This is a genomic window from Sedimentitalea todarodis (assembly GCF_032595355.1).
Lineage (GTDB): Bacteria > Pseudomonadota > Alphaproteobacteria > Rhodobacterales > Rhodobacteraceae > Sedimentitalea > Sedimentitalea todarodis.
The window spans coordinates 1-23,973 of sequence record NZ_JASMWN010000035.1; the positions used below are offsets into that span (position 1 = coordinate 1).

Below are 23,973 nucleotides of genomic sequence, written 5' to 3' on the forward strand. Positions count from 1 at the left end.
CAACCGAGGCAAAATCACCTCGATCAACAGCAAACTCTCAACTTCACAATCCGCGAAACAAATCCCGACTACGCGCAACCCACGTCACAAGCGCCCATATCGCGAAGCGATTTAGTGCATGAGCCCATACTGTGAGCTCGATTATCTTGCTGCGTGCGCTCGCAGCGAGGAAAATGCTCCGTCAGCGCAAAAATTGGGGCTGCCGCGCGGCGGGAAAACCAGCCATTCGTGCAGAGTGCAGCAAGGATGGGAGGCGGAATTCACAAACAGCGGACAAAGTCAGCTTTCATTGCGGCTATTCCTACGTTTCCTTAGTTGGGGCTTAAGGCATTGGCTGCATATAGGGTCATCGAACATATTCTTCAGCAGCAGTCTTTTCTTATCCAGGGACGATTTTGCCGATCTCGACAATTGCTGTGTCACCCATGCCTTTGTCTCTCGTGTAGCGCATTCGACCATCTGAAATTTCGATGACTTCGCAATCCAGCCCCAGATCTTCGCCGTCCAACTCGGACTTGCGACAAAAGAAGCCGTCGCGCCACACCCAGGATCCGGAAAATTTCTGGCCGTCCGCCGTGCCGGAAATCCGGCCATTTGGGTAGATCACGAATTCTAGTCCTCCGCCCGTCAGGTGCTTGCCTGTGATCTGCGTGCAAAACATCGCAGCAGTCTCAACCCTTTGCCAAATCAGTTTGTCAGACATGTTGTTTCTTCCATTTCTTATCGCGGATTTTGCTCAGAGCAGACGGATCATTACCCTTCCGGTGCCAATGCCTGCCATTTCTTGCGATAGGCAGAGGCCGACAATCCCACCCGTTTGCGGAAAGCGGCACGGAAGCTTGAGGGCTCGGAATACCCGATATCCGCTGATATGTCCTCAATTGGCATTGCCGTTGTTTCCAGCAGCTGCTTGGCTTCTTCCACGCGCAACGTTTGGATATAATCGGTCGGTGCTTGGCCTGTCGCCTTCTTGAACCGCCTCAGGAACCCGCGCTCTGTCATCTGCGCGCGTTCTGCCATGGCGGCCACCGGGCTTGGCGCGTCGTAGTTCTCTGCCGCCCAAACCTGCGCTGCGGCGATCAGTTGATCGTCATGGCTGCGGCCGGAGGTCAGCGACGCATAGGTCAGTTGCCCTTCGTTATGCGGGTCAATCAGGTAGATCTTGGCGATCCGCCGCGCCTCGTCCGCACCTGCGTAGCGGGTAATCAGATAGAGCATCAGATCGGTCCAGGCCGAATGCCCACCAGCAGTGACGACCCTATGTCCTTCGCCCACGGGGACCAGAAATCGCTCGCAACGGACCGTCACCTTCGGAAAGGTTTGGCGCAGCATTTCGGCATAACCCCAATGGGTTGTGGCCTCCTTGTTGTCCAGCAAACCGGCTGCGCCCAGAAATATCGCGCCGGAACATACGGATGTGATAATTGCACCCCGCTCATGGGCCGCTGCAATCCATTCTGCTGTCTTTCGGTACTCTTCTGGAAACCCACCGTTCGGGTCCAATTGCAGGTTGGGTACGACGATCAGGTCGGGTTCTGGATTTTCGTGCAGCATTCCGTCAGGCGTGACTTTGCGCCCGTTCACATCCCAATAGGGTGCGCCGTTCTCGGTCCTCATGCTGACATCGAAGACCGGTGCCAGCACAGGGAGACCGTGCATCATCTCCCAATCCCGTCCCACGGATGCGAGTACGTCGAGGATCGAAAACACGACAGACGTGCTGGAGTGCGGTGTTCCTATAACAGTCGTATTGATAGTCATATCTTACATATTTTCATAAATTAAGTCTGATTATCACCGTTATCTTCTAGTTCGCCTCTATCGCAGTCGAGTTCTTTCGTCAATGTTCTTGCACAAGACAGCGACAAGTTTTCCCGCTGGTCCTACGAAACACAGGAGCAAACGATGACCTTTCAGACCCAAACTTTCGCCTTCGACGACGCCAAGGCAGAATCCTTCGCAAATCGCTTTGTCGGCACGTTGAACGAAGCAGCCGTTGCCATCATGACCTCGCTTGGCCACCGCGCCGGGCTCTTCGACGCCCTGTCGGTTCATCCCGGCCTCACCTCGACGACGCTGGCCGAACGCGCCGGTGTGACCGAACGGTACTTGCGCGAATGGCTGGGCGTGATGGTGACCTCGGGTATCGTGGATTACGAACCTGAGGACGGCACTTACACGCTTCCACCCGAACATGGCGCTTTGCTGACCCGTGCGGCCAGCCCGGACAACATGGCGGTGACGACCCAGTTCATCTGCGTCGCGGCCGCGGTTGAGGACGAATTGCTGGACAGGTTCCGCAACGGCGGCGGGCTTTGCTATCACCATTATGACCGCTTCCACGAGGTCATGGCCGAAGACAGCGCGCAATTGGTGGTCGCCAACCTGACGGGGGCGATCCTGCCGATTGTGCCCGGCCTGATCGAACGGCTAGAGGACGGTATCGACGTCGCCGATTTCGGCTGCGGCGCTGGTCGGGCAATGATGGCGCTGGCCCGTGCGTTTCCAAACAGTCGCTTCCACGGGTACGACTTGTGTGAGGATGCATTCGATGCGACCCGCATGCAGGCCGAAGCGGAAGGCCTTAGCAACCTCCGTTTCGAGTTACGCGACTTGTCGTCCAGTGACCCTCTCGGGCCATTCGACCTTATTTGTGGGTTCGATGCGGTCCACGATCAGGCTGACCCAAAGGCGTTTCTGCGGATCACCAAGCGCTCGCTGCGTCTTGGGGGCGTGTACCTGATGCAGGACATCGGCGGATCGCGGGACTTGGAAAAGAACATCGAGAATCCGTTCGCGCCGCTGCTCTACATGATTTCGAGCATGCACTGCACGCCGATATCAATTGGGCAAGGCGGTCCCGGGCTTGGGGCCATGTGGGGTGTTGAAACCGCCGAAGAGTATTTGGCCGAAACAGGATTTGCATCGGTCGAAACCCATCGCCTGCCGCATGACCCCCTCAATGCATATTTTGTCGCCCACGATTGAGGGCGGCTGTCAAACAAGGACAAATGACATGACAACAATTTCACTTAACGCGGCACCACACCGCTATCGCCTCGGTCTTCCGGAACGCTTACGGGACCGGATTGCGGCTATCTCAATGCGTCGCCAGAAGTGTCGCGAACTGCACGAGCTGGCACATCTCCCCAGACATCTGCTGCGGGATATGGGCCTGGAACACTACGCCCCCGATCCATCCCCCGATGTCATCACATTTTGGCGCTAGAGGGTCGGAAGGGCAGAACATGAAAACCAATCATCAATCAAGCACCATCGTTATCGGTGCTGGGCTTTCTGGATTAGCCACCGCGCGTGTCCTGTCGGAACGTGGCGTGCGGGTCGAGGTGCTGGAAGCTGCACAGAATATCGCTGAACCCTGGCGGGGACGTCACCCGGCGCTGCGCCTGAATATCCACCGCAAGTTTGCTGCGTTACCTGGTCAGAAAGCACCCATCACAGATGGCGTCTATCTTAAGCGCGATACGGTTGTGCAGTACCTTGAAGACTACGCAAAGCACCTGAATGCTCCGATCCATTTTGGCGCGGAGGTGACAAACCTTCGGCGCACTGCGGCAGGGTGGCAAGTTACCACACCATTGCGGGTCTTTCATGCCGAGAACGTCGTGGTCGCGACCGGGAGGGAGAGCAGGCCATACATACCAGCTTGGCCTGGGCGGGACGGTTTCGAAGGTGAACTGATACATGCCTCGGCCCTCGGAGATGTATCCCGCTTCAATGGAAAGCATGTCTTCGTCGTTGGCGCAGGAAATTCCGGCTCTGATGTGCTCAATCACCTCTCCCGGCATCACCCAAAAGAGGTAACAGTCTCGGTGCGCCACGGTCCTGCGGTGGTTCCGCAACGGATCTTCGGGTTCCCGCTGCATCGCTTGGCGCGTGTGTTTGCGGCCTTGCCAGCTTGGGTTCTTGATCCTGCATTCCGTCTCACCGAGCGGCTGTTTCTGGGCGATCTGCGGCAGTATGGGCTTTTTAGTCATCCCGATGGCGGCGGTACGCGACTACTGCGCGATGGCGTTACCTTCGCAATTGATGATGGGTTTGTCGCGGCTCTCAAAGCCGGTAAATCGTACATCGCACCAAGTGTGACAAAGTTCGACGGAGCGCGCGTTTATACCGCTGACGGCATGTATGAAACGCCCGATGTTGTCATCGCTGCAACCGGATATCGATCTGGCTTGGAACCGCTTGTTGGCGATCTTGGCGTGCTTTGTGAAAACGGCCAACCACATCATCCAATGGGCGAAGCTGATCCTGAGAATCCCGGTCTTTGGTTCACCGGCTACAAGCCAATCTTTACGGGCTATTTTGATGCTGCTGGCATTTCTGCAAAGCAGATCGCTTCGTCCATTGTTGCGAATGCTGCCGCCACCGGGAGCTCCGATGTCGCCAGAGCCCAAAACACCGACCAATCCACAACCCTGGCGGATGCAAACCCGCACTAACCCACAGAAAGGAACTAACCCATGAAACTGAACAAATTTATCCTCGCGGCTTGCGTGGCCGCAGCACCGTTGGCGGCCCACGCCGACCCACTTGACGCTTTTGATGTTGCCGAAGACTTGTCGCGTTTCGTCTACGCAAGCGACCCTGTCTTCGACGACGGCATGCCAGCCTATGGCAACGCCTTCATCTCGCAGGGCTATATCTACCCCGCAGGCACGCTTGATGGCGGTGTTGAAGGTACGCTTGCAAACGGCGACCCTGCCTTTCCTGACCTCGTGATTGGCGAATGGACATGCGACGGGTATTTTGTCGCTGATGGCATGCGCACCGAAACGGGTGCCATGGTGATCACCCGGCAGGTCTATCGCTTCAACGACGGTGATCTGCTGATCAGCCACGGCCCCGAATTGGCCGATCCCGGTGTGTCTGTCACCCGTGCTGTCACCGGAGGCACCGTCGACTATGCCGAGGCCCCCGCAGAGATTACGCAAGTCATGCTGGGCATGAGCGACGGCTACGGCGTGCGCTTGCAGGTTGAACTGAACACGGATGGCGCGTCCTGATCGTTGCACCGGCTCTTGGATTGCCAGGAGCCGGTCCACCCCGAACGGAAGAACAACATGAAGATCGAACATCAAGAGACACGCAACCACGATATAGACCGCCTCGCGATGTATCGCGAGATCCAACGGGCGGTTCCCGGTCTGGACACGATCTACCGCCTTGCGCTGTCGTTGGTCGCCGACCAACCCTCTGCCAACCCCCGAGTGCTTATCGTCGGCGCAGGAGGCGGACGTGAGATCGAGACTTTCGCCACCGAAGCTCCAAGAGCAACGATCACTGCAGTCGATCCATCGGCTGAGAACCTTGCGATGGCAAGACGCGTTGTGGGACCGGGAACGAGCGTGCAGTTCGTGGAAGGGCTTGTTGAAGACCTGCTCCCAGACGAGAATTTCGATGTCGCGACCTCACTTCTCGTGATGCATCATATTGCCGATGACGGCGCAAAACTGGCTTATCTGCGCGCCATCCGGGCTCGGTTGGCTGCGGGAGGCTTGCTCATCCACGCGGATATCTGTCATGATGTTCCAGAGGAGTTCGAGCGCCTCGTGCCAATCTACAAGGCGCATGCACGGCATGTTGGCGCGACCGCCGATGCAACGCAGTTAGAGCTTCAGGCCATTCCCACACTGCCGCTGGTTACATCGAACCGTATCCACGAGCTTCTTGAACAGGCCGGTTTTGCCGCTCCGACAGAGGTCTTTCGATCGCTCTGGTATCGTTGCTGGGTCAGCGCGCCGGCGTCAAAAGGCAATCCAGCAACTCCGCCGGCGACCCCCGGTGGTGGCCAAGACATTGCCAACTCATAATCAAGGAAAACTAACATGACCGCCCAACGACTCCAATTCCTCGTCGCCCTGATCTTTCTTGTTTTGGGGGGATGGTGCCTGATCTTTCCCGCGATGGTCATCCGCCTGACATTCCTGCCCGAATTCGCCGCAGCAACGGATCAGGCACGTTTCATCATGGGCTGCTTCGGCGCGCAGGCTGTCCTGACGGGAACGCTTATGCTGACGGCGCGCTTTACACCGACGACCTTTCTGGTCTTCGGGCTGGCAGGCTCAATACCGTTCTTCGCGTTCAACTACTGGTTTGTTTTCGTTGAGCCGGTTCTGAACCAGTGGATGCTGCTCGACTTCGTGGGCAACCTCGGAATTCTGGTCGCGGGGATCTGGGGATGGCGGCTAAGCAAGCAAGAGCAGAAAGTGTAGCATTCGATGAGAACCAATGGGAGTAGATCATGCACTTACCTATAAATCCTGCGGGCATGGCGGCACCAACAAGTCACTATAATCACGCATTCTATATTGAGCCCGGTTCGGCATGGATGACCCTTTCCGGCCAGTTAGGTGAGCGAGCGGATGGTAGCTGCCCTGCAAGCGTAATTGAACAGTCAGAACTGGCCTGGCAGAACGTCCTCACTGTCCTTGCCGAGAAGGGTTTGGGCCTCACGAACGTCGTCAAAGTCACGAGCTATATCGTTGATGAGGAAAATATCGACAGTTACGTTCAGGTGCACAAACGCGTCGTTGGCGAGCATATGCCGCCATGGACCTTAGTGATTGTTCCAGCACTCGGACGACCGAGTTATAAAGTTGAAGTGGATGTGACTGCCGCCGGGATCGTCGATATTGAAACTGCCGATCGGTGACAGGCTTTAGACATGGCCGCACCTCCACAGTCTTAATCCGTTGCAACCTGGCAGGACCAGACAACGTGTCGCTTGGGTCACCATCGCAGATGCAAAGCTTTTCCCCAAGGTGACCGCAGTTCTAACCGAGAAATTCAACGCAGAAATAAGTGGAGTTTGATATGATCTGGACAATACCCGCCCTCGCCATCTTGGGCATATTCGTATGGTTTGCAAACGGCATAAGGAAGATTGGCGCTGTAAGTGTTGGTGAGCCAATTGGAGCACGATCTGAAACGGCTTTGCTGTTGATTGATCTTCAAACAGCTTTCTGGGACGCAGGTACATTTTCCGACACAGCGAAAGTGGAGGCCAAGGAACGCATTATGGCCGAAGTGAAGAAAGCGCGGGCCGCCGGGATGCCCGTCTTAGGCGTGCGGCACGAATGGTCAATTCCATCGACAAAGGCCATCGCAAAGCTGTTGGGAAAAGGACTCGCGATCGAGGGCACGGCCGGAACCGAGTTGATTGCACCGCTCGATAACCTTGCCGACCACACGGTGGTAAAGCGGGTTCAGGATGCGTTTGAGACGAGAGAACTCGACGGTCTCCTGAAACAGCTTGATGTCGGAAAACTACGCATTGTTGGGCTCGACATGAACTACTGTGTCGCCAAGACCGCACTTGCGGCGCGTCAGCGAGGATATGAGGTCGAGATCATCAAGCAAGGTGTTTTGACCGCGAACCAACAGATGTCCGAGAAAACAACCGATATGCTCAAAAGAAAGCAAGTGACGTTGCATTAGATGGGGCTCGCGTGACGACAACGAGCCCGAGAACGGCTGCATATTCGAACGCGCCAGGACAGCTTTCCAATGGTCGATTTGGTCGCTTTGCACTGCATACATCGAAAAAAATACTTCGACCCTTTGCTACGATTCAAAATGCCTAGTCTACTTCTACTAACCCAGTTGGTTTTGCCGATCATGTTACTTCTGTGGCTCCTACTCGCGCCGCTGAGAAGTCTTACGGCCTTTAGCTTGCAGGCGTTTTCGACTGCCATCGTTCTGGCCACGATCGCTCTTGTTGCGCCTTGGGCGATGCCTCCTTGGTGGACACCCATCCTTTATGGAGCAGCTTTTTTACTCATAGTAAGTGGACATGCCCTTCTTCGAAGGCGCAATCCACACCGAACCAAAACTCAACCGAATGAGATCTTGGTTTTGTTGCCACTGATCATACTGGCATTTTTTGGTAGCCATCAATCCTGGAATGCTATGGTCGGCCATCAATTGCCTCAAGGCGAATTTGTAGACGTCCGAAGTCCGTTCCTAAGAGGTCATTTCATCATTGAAAATGCTGGCGCAACCCGTCAGGTAAACGGCCATCTGCACGCCGCCGATCCTTTGGATCCCTTGCACGATGTTGCCTTTGGGCAAAGCCGAGCCATAGATATTATACCCATCAACAGATTTGGATTTCGCTCAAGCTCGTTTTGGCCTTCTGACCCTGAAGAGTATTATGGTTTTGGCTACCCGGTGGTGGCACCCTGCGATGGGTTGATCTTGGAGGTTGTTGACGGAAGGAATGATCAAGACGTACCACGACAAGACATTACAACGCCATCCGGCAATAAAGTTGTAATTCAGTGCAGTGGCTTCAGAATTGTTCTTGCGCATCTCAAATCGGGAAGTGTTGTCGTTGAGACCGGCAACGCCGTCGTAAGTGGCGACATAATCGGACAGGTGGGAAATTCCGGCGCAAGCACTGAGCCGCATCTACATATCCATGCAAAGCGCCTCTCAACGTTTGGATCGGGGTCTTCGTTCCGTCCACTTTGGCTCCTTATCGATGGTCAATTTCTTGCGCGAAATGACAGAGTTCAAGCCCATTGACGTGTCGTCCCGGCCAAAACGTGACAGCATTTACTCTGGAGAAGAGCGGGAGAAGTGGGCTTTTACTGCATCGTAGTAATTGGCGGTTTTTCGAATACACCCGCTCCGAACTCGGCGCAAAAGCTACTGCTGAGAAGCAGTAAATCAGGCGTTCCGATTATCACCGTTTGCTGCCGTTCGGCTCATATCTACAACCATAGATTCACGCTAGATACGCCTTTGAGTGACGCCGAAACTGGCGGATCTATAATTGTTAAGGAGAACGATATGAAGAAACTCATCCCTGCGATACTGCTTTGTCTACTGTCCACCGGAGCATCGGCGAACGAAGCCCGCAACGGCCTCCAGCTCAATGGGTTGCGGTTTAACAGCGTCCAACTCAATGGTCTGCGATTCAACGGGTATACGCTGAATCGGATCGCGTGGAACGTCATCACGATCAACACAGTCCAACCCACCGATACCGCGGTGTTCGACGCGCTGGCCGACATGGCGTCAGCAAAGCTGGCTGATTAAAAGGTGGTTTCAGTATGAACGTGCGCGCCCTCCTCTTCACCATTATTTTTGGCCTTTCGATGTCGCCGGGCAACGCAGCAGAGGAGGGCCGCACACCTGCAATCGACCTGAGCGGCTCGGCCCTTCTTGCAACCGAAGAAAACAGGATGCTGCTGGACTATGTGGTGCAGTGTGCCTTGCCGGAGGGGAACATTGCAACGGCCACCCATCTTGGGCAGGAGTTCCATTTTCACGGGGCAATGGGAATTGCTCCCGACTGGCGTTCGCGTGCGCTAACTCATGAAGAACAAGCAGCAGTTTCAGCCTGCCTGCTGGCGCGGACCAATGCCTTCGGTGTACCCGTCCAGATCTCATTACGAAGCAATCAGGGGCCGCTTGCGCAGGTTTCAAGCTTTGCTACAAGCCAATCTGAACGTCGGGACTTTCCGGTCTTTGAGGGCGCATTCTTCGGCAATGTCTTCTCCCAGCCGCCACATGCATATACGTGTCGCGGTGATACATCGGCTAAGGTCAGCGCAATAGCACGGACGTAGCCGGTTCCCGCCTCGACAAGACCGGGTTCAATGCCAAGCAGGCTTAGAAACAGTGGCGTCTGCCACAAGAGGGCGCTGATCGGAATGGCCAGCACAACCCAGACAATAGCGCCAGCCGTCCTGAGCCGCGCCAGTCGACCTGCATCGCCCGCCGCGTGGGCGGTCGCGTACAGAGGGCCAAGACCGCCCATACAGCCGATGGCGAGATAGAAGAAGATCGAATAGAAATCGCTTGCAACGGCAACCGCCGCAAGGGCCTCGATTCCGAAGGCGGCCGTCATCATTGTGTCGGTCACACTCATCGCCATGTTAACGAGGGCAAGGCCCGTGAGAGGCGCGGCAAGCCGCACGAGTGCTACGGCTTCGGCTTTTTTTAACTTGCGGTTCGCGTGTTTCCGTGAGTGACCCGATGGCCGCACGAGATCAAACGAGGTCATGGATTTTTTCCTTGGTATGCCCTGTCGACCGTGCCGGAAGGGTGGTTAGGGGCGACCGGGACGTTGCGGACTGAAATGTTCAGGATTGCGATGGGCCATCAGGGGGCACCGTGTGCAGACCCTCTTGATAGACGGAACGGATTGGGGATCAACATGGGCACATCGCGCTGGTAGGCCGCGTATGCCGCGCCGAATTCCCGCAGCAGCGCACGTTCCTCAAAGCGCAGACCGATGGCGATGTAGACGGCCATCGCCGCGACAAAGATCAGGTGACCCAGTGTCATCACGGGGGTTGCGACCATCATGATCAGTAGACCGAACTGCAGCGGGTGGCGCACGATACGGTAGAGCATCGGGGTTCGGAACGTCGCGGGCGGCGTCGGGGTGCCCCTCAGGCTGTGCCACGCTTGTGACAGACCAACGAACTCGAAATGACCCAGCAGAAACGTAGCGACCAGGATGATCACCGCGCCAAGCGTTGAGACTGCGTAGAAGACCCAGGCGGCCGTCCCCTCCACCTGCCAGATGACCGCCGGGATCGGCTGCCACTGCCAGATGATCAGGCCCAGCAGCAAAGAGGATTGCAGCACGTAAGTCGCGCGTTCGGCCGCGGGCGGGATGACGCGGGTCCAAATCCTCTTGAAGGCTGGCCGCGCCATCACGCTGTGGACAACTCCGAATAGCAGGATCAGCGCCAGATTGATGAGGGCGGCATCCATTGCCGGACGTGTCGCGGGACCGCGCAGATCGCCGAAGTTGTGCAGGAAGGCGGCCATCCAGACAAAGACAATCCCGAACAGGGCATAGCTCAGGAGCGCATACACAAAGACAAGGTATCTCATGGGGTATCTTTCGTATTGAAGTGATTGAGAATTTTCAGTGGACTACATCGGCAAACCAGGACCGCTATGGTCATGGGCTAATGCTGAGCTTCGTCTCCCCGGTCGACGCAGCGAGGCTCCGGCAGTTCGCCAGCTATTTCCAGGACTGCCTTGGCGTCCGCCAGGGAATGGTTGTCTGTCGAGCAAGCGTTGTCCCGACCGGGTTGTGGCGGCAGGCCGGATGGCACGGACAAAGGTATGAGATACGAGCGATCGACCGCCGTCGGGTCGGTGAGCGTTTCCAGAAACGCGAGAATGTCCAACACCTCGTCATCCGACAGGCCGACTGGCGCAAGCGTGTTGGCGCGGGCGATCCTGCCCCTCAGCCGTTGCGAGCTGTGCACCCAGGTGTCGCGAAGATCATAGGCGCCGCGTTGCATTGGGCTGAGGGTTTCGTAGCTGACGCCGGTTCTGCTGCGCACCGGCAGGATCACGGTATCGAGCGGCGGAAGTTCCGCCGGGGTGTAGCTCGCCAGCGATGCCACCGCATCGAGATGGTGCCGCACCATATCCTCAAGCGAGGCAAAGGCGCCGTTATGTCCCCACGGCCCTGTCAGCGCGGCATTCCTCAGCGACGGAGTGCGGAATGCGTAGAGGTCGGCATTTTCACCTGTCACGTTGAAGCGGCCCTGATCCTCGACCCGATGTGGATAGCCGGAATGGGCAGCATAGCTGCCGTCCGATCCCTGATCTTTGCCGGGGCCAATCTGTGGAACCGCGATTGCGTGAAACTTGTGATCCGTCAGCAAGGGGCCGCTGTGACACGAACTGCACCCCGCCTCGCCATAGAACAGCTGCAGCCCAGCTTCCTCGGTCGTGCTCATCTGCCAGCCAGCAAGACGGGCATCGAACCGGCTCCAGTCGGATCGGAAGGCCACCGTTTCAAATGCGGCAATTGCCGTGGCCGCGTGATCAAACCGGATATCGTCGGCGGTCTCGACATCGTCGAAAGCCGTCACGAATTGCTGGGCATAGCCAGGGGTCGCTGCCAACCGGTCAGCCAGAACGCGCCATGCCCCCTTGAATTCACGTCTGGTAACAGCGTCGGCGACCGGGTTTTCACCCGGCTGCCCCGCCATTTCGATCGCTGAAAGAACCGGGAACATCGCTTGTGCGGTCAGGGCATTGTCTAGGCCTTCCGGCAATTGCTCTTTGGCCGGGCTTCTGAGCCGGCTCGGGAAGCCGCCCCACTGGTCAAGTTCGAGGCGCCCGTCATGAAACATGGACGTATAAGCGCGCGCACCAATGTTATAGAGCGGCTGTGCATTGCGGGGCACGCGCCCGATCACACCGTCCTGCGTGACACGTTCGGGACCTAAGCCACTGCCTCCTTCGCCGATGGACAAGGAGACGCCATCGCCGGTTCCGCGCGCCGGATCGTGGCAGGTCGCGCAGGAAATGTTCTGATTGCCGGACAGAATGGGATCGAAGAACAGGCTTCTGCCAAGCTCATAGAGCTCCGGGTCAGGCGCTCCGTCCCATAGAAAATCCCTGTCCTCCAGTGGTCTGGGCAGGTCGGCAGCATATGCACTGATACAGGTGGTCAGAAGCAAGGCAATGGTCGTCGGAGATTTCATAATCGCGTCCTCGGTTGGTGCTTTCGCCGCGCCAAGGCGGCGAAAGCGAACTTCTTCGTCGCTTAAAGTTCTCAGTCCTCGTGAAATTCGAACTGGTCGACAGAGAGGCTGGCATGCTCTTCCGGCTTGACGTCGACCAGCAGGCGTACGCCGTAGCCATCAGACATGCCCAGGAGAACCTGCGTCATCTCGCCCGACATCCCGGCAAAGGCGCCAGTACCGCCGGTGATGACACGCGGGGCCTTGACATTGATGTCCACCAGTTCGACGCCCTGGTTGATCAGGATGTCACCATTGTCGAATTCAAAGACTTGTCGTGTGATGACCACCGCACCGGTTTGCGTCCGCATCCCATCACCGACGAAATACCCGTCACAGGTCCAGCGGCCGATCACCTTGTCTGGGAAGGCGGGGCTGCCGTCGGGCAGAGTGCCTTCGATCCCGCTGTCAAGCGTGCCGTCCTCGTAGATGTAGCCTTGCGTGATGAACGCGTTGCCATAACCCGGCATGCCGTCATCGAAGACCGGGGCAGGTGCAAAGACGAAGCGGCTCATGTCTTCGGCCACGTCGAAGGACATCGGCGTGGCGTCCGCGAAGGCATAGGTTGAGGTTGTCGCCAACAAGGCGATTGCAGAGAGAGTTGCTTTAAGCATTGTGTTTCCTTTTCTGGGTTGAGTTGAACAACAAGGTCACAGACGAGGCGCGAAGAACGCGCCCCGGGCTGTTGGGGTTTGAGATCGGTGGGCCCGACTACACAAACCGGTGACAGATGATTGGATCCGGCGGCGCCGCATATTGCTCAAGCCCGACATCGTGGAGCAGGCAAAGGGGAAGTTGAGACAGCGCTCTCTTCTCGCGGCGAATGCGCCGCCGCTCTCTGGCGGTCGCTATCCACCCGTTGATGTCTTCGGCAACACTTGAGAGCCAACGGCGGCCGGCGCCGACATTCGTTGAAATTGCAGCCATGTCTATTGTCCTTTCTTTCGGCCCGCTTAAAGGCGAGGATGCAGTATGTGTTCATTGGATCGTGCGGCAGGTGAGACGGACGCAGGCCTTCAGGCCACGGTCGAGGTCAGCATCGCGTCGGCCATGCAGCCGACGTGGCGGTGATCCGTGCCGCAGCACCCGCCGACGACTTTCAGCGCCGGTAGCTTTCGAGAAAGATCGGCATGCAGCACTCCAAATTCTTCGGGGTTCCCGTCGTCCAGGGTTTCCGCCTCGTCGAGTTCCGCGTGGCTCAGCCGCGAGGCGTTCGCGCGGACACCGCAGATGCGACGGCACCAGGCTTCGTCGGTCAGAACGTCACGAAAGTGCTCGGGATGTGCGCAGTTGATCATGTAGTAGATCGGTGCACCCCCGGTTGCGGCATCCGTTTCAAGCACGGCGCGCGCGAGCGGCGTTCCGTCCGGCAGACGTCCGTCCGTTTCCACCGTGTAGGAGATCGCAACGGGAACGCCCGCCTTGACACTCGCACGGGTGAACCCGATCGCTTCCGGCATGCTGCCGAAGGTCAGCGCGGAAACCAGATCAACCCCGCATTCCGCGAGCAACGCGATCTGCGGCGCGTGAATGGCCTCGGCGGCAGCCGCGTCCATCGCAAGCGTTCCGTCATAGGCGTCGCCTGCGGGTCCGATCACGCCATTGAGCAGAATCGGCGAAACGCGATCTTGCCACCGTGCCCGGATCGCTTTGGCAAACCTGCCGGCCTCGCGGGTGAGATCCTGCATCTGCGCGGGCGAACGCCCGACAGCTTCGGCCCAATGCGTCCCAGAACGCCAGGTGTTGGTGTCGAGGACGAAACCGGTTCCGGCCGTCTCAGCCATGGCGAGAAAGCGGTCGAAGTACCGGTTCATCGCCGCTCGGGCGGCGTCTTCTTCCAGCAGGACGCAGGCGGCGAAGGCCGGCAGGTCGAAACCTTCGAGGAACAGCATGGCGGTCTCGAACCCGCCATCGGTCAGATAGATGCGCGGGTCGGCGAGGTAGTGGCGGGTCGCCTCCGTATGAAAGGCTTTGTTCTGTCCTTGATTGGTCATCTCTTGATCCTTGCTCACGATTGATTGGCCCCTTCGGCCGATGTCATGGGCAGGGACATGGACCTTTGGGGTGAGTCGCGTTAGAACAAGAACGGACCAAAGCGGTGAATATCGGACACCCATATTGCCCCGGAGAGAAAAATGTCCATAAAAACGACCGTTATCGGATCACGCCATGCTGGCACCTCGGTGCTGTTTTCGATTCTCGACGTTCTTGCTTCGGTGGGGCGCGATTGGGAAATGCTACACGGGCTTCCGATGCAGGTTCCGACGTTCAATGTAAGCCTCAGGACGCCGGATGGCGCGCCATATTGGGACGTCAACGGGCGAAAGATCACGCCGGATGCAGTCCTGACCGAGGCACCCGCTCCCGACCTCGTTATTGTGCCCGATCTCCACTTCGATCCGAATGCGGGGTTGCCTGAAGACTTGAAACCGGTCGCGGACTGGTCGCGGGCGGCCCATGAGAGGGGCGCGATCGTCACATCCGTCTGTTCCGGTGCCGTATTGCTTGGCGCAGCCGGCCTGCTCGACGGCAAGGAAGCGACGACGCACTGGGGGTTTGCCGACATGTTGGGCCGTGAATTCCCCGAGGTGAAGGTCTGCCGCGAGCGCATTCTCGTGCCAGCCGGGGATGGACACCGCGTTGTGACCGCGGGCGGTGCCTCGGCCTGGGCGGATCTCATGCTGTATCTGATCACGCGTTTCGCCGGTGTCGACGAAGCGCGCCGGATCGCCAAGATCTACCTGTTAGACCCGCATCTCGACGGGCAAATGTCCTACGCGTCACTGACCTCCGGACGCCAGCACGATGACCACTTGATTTCCGAAGCGCAGGTCTGGGCGGCACAGCATTACGACATGCCCAGCCCAGTTGCCGCCATGGCAGAGCTCAGCGGCATGACCGAGCGCGGATTTCATCGCCGGTTCAAGAAAGTGACAGGACAGGCGCCGGGGGACTACATCCAGACCCTACGCATCGAAGAAGCAAAGCAAATCCTCGAAACCACCACTTCGCCGATCGACGAGATCGCCGCAGATGTTGGCTATTCCGAACCATCGAGCTTCCGCTCGGCATTCCGAAAGCGCGTCGGTATCTCCGCATCGGCCTACCGAAAGAAATGGCAGGCTCTCTTACCAGTAACTCAGTGATTGCTGAAACCTGACATTCCGGGAGTTCCTGCAAAAACGCATTTCAGCATGCGATCGCTACATTATTTTTGTAGGTTCGCTGTCGTGGGGGTGTTTTATGTTGCGTTCTGAAGAAAACTGAAAGGGCCTTGCCGAGAAAGCAAACGTTGGCGCCACTTAACCGAACGGCAGAAAGGCCGCGACATTTCCGTCTGAAATGGCCGCCGCGAAAGCGCGGTTTCGGTTCCTGCGAGAATGCCACTCGCGAATGACCGATCTTGTGAAATGCGCTGCGCACCTGCAACTGGTTTGCCGCGGACGCGAAGGAATGCTGCGCAAGCAGCATGGCCAAACATCAATGGCGGCAAAGTCCCGCGTCTTGATTGTTGAAGCCGACCGCAGCGAAAGGGTAGTTTGGATTTCGCCCTTTTGTGCGCGATTGAATGGCTGGTCTGGGGAAAATCGCTGCGCCGCCGAAATTCCTGTGCTGCGAGGGCGAGCAAATGCTGCGTGAGCATTCGCTACGTGGGCAAAAGGCTGCTCTGTCCGCATAGCACCAGTTCGTAAGAAACGCGGCGAATGGCTGCAATGGCGGTCTCACGTTTATCAGGCCTCAATGTCCTCCGAAACCTCCTGACGGAGGGCTGGCCCCTTTGCCAGACGTCGTCCAAGTGCGGCGATGAATGCGTCATACCGTTCGCCTGCCTGCGCTTTGGCCGCAGCCCGCGCAGGTTCAGGCAGTGGCGGGTTGGTCGTCAGCCAAAACCGAACGAACAGCGCCAAGGTTTCCAGCGAGATGCTGACGTCGCGCTCCAAGCGGATCATGCGGCGGTCGATTTGGTCAAGGCGTTTGGTCGTTGCCGCTTCTTGGCGTTCCGCAGCATCTGGCGACAGAAATGACGCAATCGCGGCCTCCGCGACAAGCGAGCGAGAATGATCGCGCCGGGCCGCGTAATCGACGAGTGACGTCATGATATCCGGGTCAAGGTAGACGGATAGGCGGTGTTTCTTGGGCTGTTTCATCCTGATGCCTTTACATATCGATGCCATCGTTCGGGTCCATTGAAGCCTGTCGGGCAAGCTGGCGCGCTTGTTTTTCAAATTGCGTCAGTTGAACGGCTCGGTTGGTTGCTGATTTCTTGAATTCAGTTTCGAACTCGTTCTCGATTGGTCCGCTCGGATCCATTGGCGGCTGCTGATCGAATTCAGGCTGTTGCCGTTTTTCATGTTGGGCCTCGCCCGTTTCATTCTGTTCAGAGAGTACATCTGGATCGCCGGGTTTGGGACGCGGCGGAAGGGGCCGCGTGGTCCAGTCGTCGGTAGACGCCCGCACAGCAGGGGTCTGCGCCGTCGGTGCAGGCAGTATGCGTGTTTGGAATTGATCATCCTCGAAATACCGTGCCTTCTTGGCTCGGACCGGCGGTGTGCCTGCGACCATGACGATCTCGTCCGAAGGTGGGAGTTGCATCACCTCACCGGGGGTCAGCAGCGGGCGCGCAGTCTCTTGTCGGCTGACCATCAGATGCCCGAGCCAGGGCGACAGGCGATGCCCGGCGTAGTTTTTCATGGCGCGCATCTCGGTGGCGGTGCCCAACGCATCCGAGACGCGTTTTGCCGTGCGTTCGTCATTCGTCGCGAAGCTCACACGCACATGGCAATTGTCGAGGATCGAGTTGTTCGGCCCATAGGCTTTTTCAATCTGGTTGAGCGATTGGGCGATCAGGAAGCTCTTGATGCCGTAACCGGCCATAAAGGCGAGCGCGCTTTCGAAGAAATCAAGGCGTCCAAGGGCAGGGAACTCATCCAGCATCAACAGTAGCCGATGGTGTCGGGTCTTGCCTTGGAGGTCTTCGGTCAACCGGCGACCGATCTGATTGAGGATCAGGCGGATGAGCGGCTTGGTACGGTTGATGTCGGAGGGCGGCACCACAAGATAGAGGGTGACAGGTTCGTCGCTTTCGACAAGCTGTGCGATGCGCCAGTCACAGCGCCGGGTCACTTGTGCCACCACGGGGTCGCGATAGAGACCGAGGAATGACATTGCGGTCGACAGCACGCCGGATCGTTCGTTGCCGGATTTGTTCAGGAGTTCCCGCGCGGCGCTTGCAATGACCGGATGCGCGCCAGCCGCCCCCAAGTGCGCCGTCGCCATCATGGCTTGGAGCGTCGCCTCAATGCTGCGTTTGGGATCGGACAGAAAATTGGCGACCCCTGCCAGCGTTTTGTCCGCCTCCGCATACAGGACGTGAAGGATCGTACCAACAAGCAAGGCGTGGCTTGTTTTCTCCCAGTGATTGCGTTTCTCGAGGGAGCCTTCTGGATCCACGAGAATGTCGGCAATATTCTGCACATCGCGTACCTCCCATTCGCCGCGACGGACTTCCAGCAGAGGATTATAGGCGTTTGATTTAGTATCGGTTGGATCAAACAGCAGCACTTGGCCATGCCTTGCACGAAACCCGGCCGTCAGCTGCCAATTCTCACCCTTGATGTCGTGCACGATCGCCGACCCTGGCCACGTCAGGAGCGATGGGATGACAAGCCCAACACCCTTGTCCCAGATCAACTGGTGATCGTTGAATTCGAGCCCACCGGTGAAGGCAATTTTGGTTCCCGCTGGCAGATAGACCTCGGTATCTGATCGGGTCTTCGCTGCGAGGAAGTCCCTGCTGTCGATCATCGCTGCGGTGAGATTGCGGTGATTGACCCGTGACCCGGAGCGGGTCGCCCAAGGCGAGCCCGTCAGGCGCAGATAGTGATCGGCGGCGTGGTCGCGGAAGACCTCCATGCAGTCGCGGCGGTTGAGGAGCGTTTGACCGATCGCAATCAGATGTTCGAGCTGGACGGATTTGACTTCGGAGCCGTCCTGTTCGCGCTGGCGGCGTTTTTGCGCCTGTTCGTTGTCGTCAAGTTTGCGTTCGATCCGATCGGTCGCGCGGTGGAACATGTTGACTGTCGACCAGAGCATCTCGTCAAGATCGGCATCGAGGCTGGTGTCGGCCATCGTGGCGACGAGGGCGTCGAAGATGTCGGCAACGGCAACTGCGATCAGGCGATCTTCGGGCACGTCGCGGGGGTCGGGGTCGTTTTCGGAATGGCGGTAGCCGTAGATTTCCAGATCGCTGCAGATGGCGTGGGTGGCGGACGCGTAGTGGTGTGGCTCGGCATCGCTGTTGTGGGGATCGGCATACATGGTGTGCTCCTTCGTCTGTTTGACCGCGACCGCCGCGGCCTTCATGGCGCCGAAAGAGGGCAGGCGGGGCGGACCTGCACCCGCATGGGCCGCAGCGCGGCGGAGGAGGCCGGAGGCCGGTTCTTTTGGCTCGCGATGGAAAGGCGGCTCTGCCGCCGCCGGAAAAGAACCGGGCGCAGGCCTTGCGGGTCCGTTCTGTTTGCCGTCCGGTCGCCCTCCCCAGAAGGCCGGGGTCGCGCGGCTCTCCGACGCCGGGGGCACCTCTCTTGCTGGTCCCAGACAGGGGGCATTAGCTGGATGCGGCGTTGTTCGCGGTCAAAGCTGTAGCATTCATGAAGCGTGCAACGTCTTCCGGCGCGATCTGGACCCGGAGCGCGTCCCGGAGTGCGTCGCCTCCAAGCAGGCGAAGGTCATCGTTGAAATCACCGAGTTGCGGCGACAGGAGGATCGTCTCGATGCCCGCATCCTTGGCGCGTTGGGTCAGATGGGCCGATGCACCATCACCGGCTGGATCGTTGTCACGGACGATATAGAGGCGTCTGAGGGATCGCGGGAACCGGATTGCGGCAAGATGGGCGGCGGATAGCGCCGCGACCATCGGCAAATCGGACAGAGCCATCTTCAGCGACAACATGGTCTCGATGCCTTCGCCCGCAACAATGACATCCCGTGCTGTGCCAAAACAACAAGCGTGGCCAAGCAAATTGCCCATCGCACGGCGGGGCGTGTCGATCGGGGCCTTGCCGAGATTTGCGTCGGAGAAACCTTTCGGATCAAGCCACGTGCGATGCACTCCCGTGATCGCGCCATCGAGATCGGTCACCGATGTAATGAGGGCGGGCCAGATTTCGGTCTCGGAATGCCGATCTGGTCGGTAGTAGCATCGCGGATGAAACCGCAGGCTTGCGGTGTTGTGCAGCGCCGTCAGTCCACGGTTGTGCAGATATGCTTCGGCCAGAGTCCCTGCAATCGGCTGCGACATGGCAAATAGCCGTCTGGCTGCTTTCGGGGACCCCGTCGGTGCGGGGTTAGATCGGGAGGCTATGTCGCTTGGGCGCTCTGGAAGCGGTAGGCTGAGAAACCGCCGGGCCTCTTGTGCGATATCGGCAAAATCGACGAAACCGCAGGTCTCGCGAATGATGTCGAGCAGATCGCCATGCTCTCCGGTGGCCGCATCGGTCCATTTCCCTGCGGCACCTTTGCCGGAAAGTGGGCCTTTGAGGCGGACAAACAGGGAGCGTCCGGGCGTGTTGCGGGCATCGCCAACCATCCAGTAGCCGCCTTCACGATGTCCGTTTGACAGATAGTACCGACAAACGTTCTCTGCCTCGCGGGCGAGCGCTTCGGTCAACGTGGCAATGGATTGGGACATGGCGTTGCCTCCAGTGAAAAAAAGGGCCCACCTTGCGGCGGACCCAGTGGGGAGTACGTCGTCATTTCGCAGCGGTGCACTGCTTGTCCTGCCTCGTGCTATCCAGGATCGCCGGGACCATCGTCCCAGTCGATAGCCCAATTGCCGTCATTTCGGCGCTCCGCTGCGACTGGGGTTATTTTTGGCGTTTCAATTGTGCGGCGTTCAGCTTCCCAAACGGCGAAGTCGAAGGTCGAGGCGGGTGTGGTGTTTCGCGACCTCCATGGTCTTGATCTGCTCTGCCCGGTGGTTGGTCAGCCCATATTGCAGGTTGATGCCTGCAAGCGGTGCGGGCAGCTGGCGCAGATAGGCGGCTGGCGCGCCGACAATGCTCGACAATTGTCCAAAGCTCCAATGTGTCGGCGCGATGGGCTGGTCGGCCCCGGGTAGGACCAACCCCAGTTTCTCGGGGTCATCGCGATGCGCCTCGACCCGGATCGCGGCGCTCTCCACGGTCCGTGTTCGGCTCTGCTCAGCGCGGGTTTTCACCGAGGCGAAGAGGTCGTCGAGGGACAGGTATCGCTCATCATCGGGGCGCGAGAACCATTCCGATGACACGCGATCCACGTTTTCACCGCGTGACACATCAACCTTGTAACCGCCACTGGCGTCACGCCCGGCATCGATAATTTGGGTATTCATGAGAAAACCTCCGCTACGGGCGGTCGGGAGCCTCTCTCTCGACCTCCAAACCCGTCACGGGAACAGCCTCCACTCTCTTACTCCGATGGTTGTCCGGATTGAACGCTTCTCTGGACGACTGTCCGATGCTTGTATACAAATTTCGGACAATCCCCTTCCATCATGTCCGAAATCATGCTACAGATTTCGGACATGGACCATGCATCAGCAGATCTAAAGAGTGATATTCTGAGACGGATTGCGAATGGCACGCCGCGTGGCGTATGGACGCCAAGGGATTTTCTGGATCTTGGCGAGCGTGATGCCGTGGACAAAGTGCTGCAGCGACTGACGCGGGCAGGGGCACTGCGCCGGGTGGATCGTGGCCTCTACGATCAACCATCGACCAATCGCCTGACCCAGAAAGACAGCCCGGCAGATCCCCGCGAAGTGATCGATGCCATCGCACGCCGAGATCAGATACGCGTCCTTGTCGATGGGATGACGGCCGCCAACGATCTGGGGCTCACCAATGCTGTTCCGGCGAAGATTCTGGTGCATACCGATGCTCGATTGAAATCGATCTCCCTTGGCCAGCTCGACATCGTGTTCAAACCGACAGCTGCCAGCAAGCTTTATTGGGCTGGACGGCCGGCCATGCGCATCGTGCAAGCCCTGCATTGGCTGCGGGATACAATGGGGCAAGTCGACGAGGATCAGGCACTGATCCGCCGCCTGACGGCGCTTCTCAATGATCCGATGAACGGCAAGCGCCTTCGCGACGATCTCGAGGACGGACTGACGACATTGCCGAGTTGGATGCAAAGCCTGTTGCGCCCGATACTTGCAAAGCAGGCAGGTGCCGCGTGAACCCCGCGTTCGACAGGATCATTTCTGCGGATGATGAGACACGCCTTGGCCTCTTCACGACAACAGCACAGCGCTTGGGCACCACACCGCAGAATGTCGAAAAGGACTTCTGGGTCTGCTGGACCCTCGATGCACTGTTCAATGGATTGCCGGACGGGCCAAGGCTTCTGTTCAAGGGCGGCACATCCTTGTCAAAGGGCTTTGGCCTGATCCGTCGGTTCTCGGAGGATATCGACGTCACAGTGTTCCGGGACGATCTGGGAGAAGCCGCAACCATAGAAGAGCTTGAGGCTTTAAGCGGTAAGAAACGCGGCAAGGCGCTGGATGCGATCAAGGCGGCGTGCGAAACTTATATTCAGGGCGAGTTCCTTGACGGGCTGAATGAGATTGTGTCGGACGTTGCTAGGCGAAACTACCTAGATGTCGCTCGGTTCTTTATCGAGCCTGATCCAGAAGACAGCCAAGCGTTGTACCTGCGGTATCCGACCGCGACACCGGTCGATGCTTACATCGCCAAGGCTGTGAAAATCGAATCCGGTGCAAAATCCGCGCTTGATCCAAATTCTGTGCGCAGCGTCAGTCCATACCTCGAGGAAGACGTTCCGGATATCGATTTGACTGTCGGGAACCTCACCATCGTCGACGCTGAGCGGACATTTTGGGACAAGATCGTGATCCTGCACGGCCTGCGCCGCTGGTTCGACATCCGTGGAGAACTGAAAGGAAGCGGTCAGCGCGTGTCGCGGCATTACTACGACGCCTATCAACTTCTCGGATCGGACCTGGGCCAACGCGCGTTGGACGATCGCGCGCTTGGTGCCGACTGCGTCGCCCACGCGCGCAAGTTCTTCAACCGTCCGGCCTTTGATCTCGCGACAGCAGTTGCACCGACATTTTCGATCAGCCCCATTGGGAAAATGCTCGACGATCTGAGACGCGATTACCGCGCGATGTCGGGCATGATCTTCGGAGAAGCGCCGCCATTCGATGCCGTGATCGAGCGGATTGCTGATTTGGAGAGAATGCTCAACACAGGGCCGCCGGTTGTTGAATGTCACCGAGAACTGACCCGGTAGCGGTCAGAATTGTCACTGAGAACTTGGTTGAAGGTCCGGTTTTGGCCGCAAGCACCAAGTTTGGAGTACTTAGGGTAGCAGACATAGACCTCAACTGCGTTACTTGATCGAAAAAAATGTGTCGGAAATCGCTTTGTGGTTCCGGAAGTCTCTACGATGTTTTCCAAAACGGCTAACGCATTGTTTTTGCGTCAACCTGAACTCTTTCAAGGATACTTAGACATCATGAAAACTCTCATTTCCAAAGCTTTTTGTTCTGTTGCGTTACAACTCGGAACGTACGGTACGCAAGCCGAGTCGACATAACGCTTACCGTCGAAGCCATTTCATCTCCAAGCGCATCAAACACCATTCTACGGGTCATGCTCGATTGAAAGCCGATACAGACTTGACGTAATTTAATATGCTTGTCGAAATGATGAAATTGAAGATCAGGACCATCGGGGTCAAGCGATGCCCAACAACGGACTTCTTTCTCGTATCGCCAATGAGAGTACTTCGTGGCCGCAAATCGACTGGCGAGTGCACGCACTTCACTTTCACTCGTAGCAGGATCTAGGTATTGATCAAATTCCACTCGCCGCGACACATAATCAACTGGCATCGCAACCGCTTCATCAACGTCAAACCCTAAACAAAGCCCACGATGGTTGTCTGCGTAATGACTCCACATAACGGGATTGTGCCAGTCCCGACTAAAGCAAAGCACACCTAATCGCGACGCAACACTCTTGCGGATCACGTCCATTGCAAACCTAGTTCGCCGGTCAGATTGCGTTCCAGCGAACATCTCGAACGGGTCGTTGAGTTGGTCGATTCGTGATATCTTGAGCCGCTGATCCTTGATTGCTTGGATGCCGTATTCGGGGCCAATGAACTGAAATAACCGCACTAACCTGCCTTTCTAACCTAATCTTGATCAAGCTTTTCCAGATGGGAGTTGCTACCGCTCATTCAGTCTAGTTTTGACCAAAGTTGCAACCTCGCTCGTGACCGACCTTCCAATATGTCGAACGACCGCTCTGATGCAGGTTTCTCGGACGCCATGAGCGACGTTTGGGTAGCGCGTGGCGTTGCCTGGCGTCGGAGAAGCGCTCAGGCGGGAAATCGCGGGGTTGGTCTTGGTGGGCCGTTTGTTGCTATG

The 23,973-nt window shown here is 57.7% G+C and carries 24 protein-coding genes and 1 pseudogene; 13 read left to right on the forward strand and 12 right to left on the reverse strand.

The genetic code is table 11. The annotated features are described in order from the left end of the window. Positions 1–379 precede the first annotated feature (379 nt). Positions 380–703, reverse strand: a complete 324-nt coding sequence (locus QO231_RS24005) for a dihydrodipicolinate reductase (protein WP_316782317.1) — start codon at positions 701–703, stop codon at positions 380–382. 50 nt (positions 704–753) lie between these two features. After that, positions 754–1,761 (reverse strand): GlxA family transcriptional regulator, encoded by a 1,008-nt coding sequence (locus QO231_RS24010; protein ID WP_316782319.1) that lies wholly within the window; start codon positions 1,759–1,761, stop codon positions 754–756. Positions 1,762–1,905: 144 nt separating this feature from the next. Between QO231_RS24010 and QO231_RS24015 the strand changes: the two genes are divergently transcribed. From QO231_RS24015 to QO231_RS24055, 9 genes are all read left to right on the forward strand, one after another. Continuing rightward, complete coding sequence (locus QO231_RS24015) at positions 1,906–2,988, forward strand: class I SAM-dependent methyltransferase (RefSeq protein WP_316782321.1); 1,083 nt, start codon at positions 1,906–1,908, stop codon at positions 2,986–2,988. 260 nt (positions 2,989–3,248) lie between these two features. Continuing rightward, a complete protein-coding gene (locus tag QO231_RS24020; protein ID WP_316782323.1) occupies positions 3,249–4,463 on the forward strand; it encodes a flavin-containing monooxygenase in 1,215 nt (404 codons plus the stop codon). 21 nt (positions 4,464–4,484) lie between these two features. Further along, on the forward strand, positions 4,485–5,027 hold the full coding sequence (locus QO231_RS24025) for a hypothetical protein (protein WP_316782325.1): 543 nt from the start codon (positions 4,485–4,487) through the stop codon (positions 5,025–5,027). A 57-nt stretch (positions 5,028–5,084) separates the two neighbouring features. Continuing rightward, positions 5,085–5,834 (forward strand): class I SAM-dependent methyltransferase, encoded by a 750-nt coding sequence (locus QO231_RS24030; RefSeq protein ID WP_316782327.1) that lies wholly within the window; start codon positions 5,085–5,087, stop codon positions 5,832–5,834. A 15-nt stretch (positions 5,835–5,849) separates the two neighbouring features. After that, the gene (locus QO231_RS24035; RefSeq protein WP_316782328.1) at positions 5,850–6,236 is read left to right on the forward strand and encodes a hypothetical protein; all 387 of its coding nucleotides are present in this window, start codon (positions 5,850–5,852) and stop codon (positions 6,234–6,236) included. A gap of 29 nt (positions 6,237–6,265) precedes the next feature. Continuing rightward, the gene (locus QO231_RS24040) at positions 6,266–6,676 is read left to right on the forward strand and encodes a RidA family protein (protein WP_316782330.1); all 411 of its coding nucleotides are present in this window, start codon (positions 6,266–6,268) and stop codon (positions 6,674–6,676) included. A 161-nt stretch (positions 6,677–6,837) separates the two neighbouring features. Further along, the gene (locus QO231_RS24045) at positions 6,838–7,461 is read left to right on the forward strand and encodes a cysteine hydrolase family protein (RefSeq protein ID WP_316782332.1); all 624 of its coding nucleotides are present in this window, start codon (positions 6,838–6,840) and stop codon (positions 7,459–7,461) included. Between the two features lie 69 nt (positions 7,462–7,530). After that, complete coding sequence (locus QO231_RS24050) at positions 7,531–8,550, forward strand: M23 family metallopeptidase (RefSeq protein ID WP_316782334.1); 1,020 nt, start codon at positions 7,531–7,533, stop codon at positions 8,548–8,550. Between the two features lie 267 nt (positions 8,551–8,817). After that, a complete protein-coding gene (locus QO231_RS24055) occupies positions 8,818–9,066 on the forward strand; it encodes a hypothetical protein (protein ID WP_316782335.1) in 249 nt (82 codons plus the stop codon). A 364-nt stretch (positions 9,067–9,430) separates the two neighbouring features. On the opposite strand, the gene QO231_RS24060 is transcribed toward QO231_RS24055, so the two are convergent. From QO231_RS24060 to QO231_RS24080, 5 genes are all read right to left on the reverse strand, one after another. Then, complete coding sequence (locus QO231_RS24060) at positions 9,431–10,036, reverse strand: MATE family efflux transporter (RefSeq protein ID WP_316782336.1); 606 nt, start codon at positions 10,034–10,036, stop codon at positions 9,431–9,433. A 98-nt stretch (positions 10,037–10,134) separates the two neighbouring features. Then, entirely contained in the window at positions 10,135–10,878 is a 744-nt protein-coding gene (locus QO231_RS24065) for a methyltransferase family protein (RefSeq protein WP_316782337.1), read from the reverse strand. 77 nt (positions 10,879–10,955) lie between these two features. Then, the gene (locus QO231_RS24070; RefSeq protein WP_316782339.1) at positions 10,956–12,494 is read right to left on the reverse strand and encodes a cytochrome-c peroxidase; all 1,539 of its coding nucleotides are present in this window, start codon (positions 12,492–12,494) and stop codon (positions 10,956–10,958) included. 71 nt (positions 12,495–12,565) lie between these two features. Further along, a complete protein-coding gene (locus QO231_RS24075; RefSeq protein ID WP_316782341.1) occupies positions 12,566–13,147 on the reverse strand; it encodes a hypothetical protein in 582 nt (193 codons plus the stop codon). Positions 13,148–13,549: 402 nt separating this feature from the next. Further along, positions 13,550–14,527, reverse strand: a complete 978-nt coding sequence (locus QO231_RS24080) for a homocysteine S-methyltransferase family protein (RefSeq protein WP_316782343.1) — start codon at positions 14,525–14,527, stop codon at positions 13,550–13,552. 141 nt (positions 14,528–14,668) lie between these two features. Here QO231_RS24080 and QO231_RS24085 point away from each other — a divergent pair, with 141 nt between their 5' ends. Next, positions 14,669–15,679: a GlxA family transcriptional regulator gene (locus QO231_RS24085; protein ID WP_316782344.1), complete on the forward strand. Its 1,011-nt coding sequence runs from the start codon at positions 14,669–14,671 to the stop codon at positions 15,677–15,679. A 247-nt stretch (positions 15,680–15,926) separates the two neighbouring features. After that, the gene (locus tag QO231_RS24090) at positions 15,927–16,172 is read left to right on the forward strand and encodes a hypothetical protein (RefSeq protein ID WP_316782346.1); all 246 of its coding nucleotides are present in this window, start codon (positions 15,927–15,929) and stop codon (positions 16,170–16,172) included. Positions 16,173–16,264: 92 nt separating this feature from the next. Here QO231_RS24090 and QO231_RS24095 read toward each other — a convergent pair whose 3' ends face one another. The 4 genes and pseudogenes from QO231_RS24095 to QO231_RS24110 form a co-directional block, all read right to left on the reverse strand. Continuing rightward, positions 16,265–16,681 (reverse strand): CopG family transcriptional regulator, encoded by a 417-nt coding sequence (locus tag QO231_RS24095; protein WP_316782348.1) that lies wholly within the window; start codon positions 16,679–16,681, stop codon positions 16,265–16,267. Between the two features lie 10 nt (positions 16,682–16,691). Further along, positions 16,692–18,851: an IncP-type conjugal transfer protein TraG gene (gene traG, locus QO231_RS24100; protein WP_316782350.1), complete on the reverse strand. Its 2,160-nt coding sequence runs from the start codon at positions 18,849–18,851 to the stop codon at positions 16,692–16,694. A 289-nt stretch (positions 18,852–19,140) separates the two neighbouring features. After that, positions 19,141–20,223, reverse strand: coding sequence for a DUF7146 domain-containing protein (locus QO231_RS24105; RefSeq protein WP_316782352.1), 1,083 nt, complete (start codon positions 20,221–20,223; stop codon positions 19,141–19,143). Between the two features lie 234 nt (positions 20,224–20,457). Next, positions 20,458–20,904 (reverse strand): annotated as a pseudogene (locus tag QO231_RS24110) (DUF932 domain-containing protein); the annotation flags it as partial. Positions 20,905–21,096: 192 nt separating this feature from the next. On the opposite strand from QO231_RS24110, the gene QO231_RS24115 reads away from it, so the two are divergent. Then, positions 21,097–21,753 (forward strand): DUF6088 family protein, encoded by a 657-nt coding sequence (locus QO231_RS24115; protein WP_316782353.1) that lies wholly within the window; start codon positions 21,097–21,099, stop codon positions 21,751–21,753. Continuing rightward, the gene (locus QO231_RS24120; protein WP_316782355.1) at positions 21,750–22,829 is read left to right on the forward strand and encodes a nucleotidyl transferase AbiEii/AbiGii toxin family protein; all 1,080 of its coding nucleotides are present in this window, start codon (positions 21,750–21,752) and stop codon (positions 22,827–22,829) included. Before QO231_RS24115 ends, QO231_RS24120 begins: the two co-directional genes overlap by 4 nt. Before the next feature lie 235 nt (positions 22,830–23,064). Here the strand turns inward: QO231_RS24120 and QO231_RS24125 are convergent, their stop codons facing one another. Then, positions 23,065–23,721 carry a DUF2971 domain-containing protein gene (locus QO231_RS24125; protein ID WP_316782357.1) on the reverse strand — a complete coding sequence of 219 codons (657 nt, stop codon included), beginning with the start codon at positions 23,719–23,721 and terminating at the stop codon, positions 23,065–23,067. Positions 23,722–23,973 lie beyond the last annotated feature (252 nt).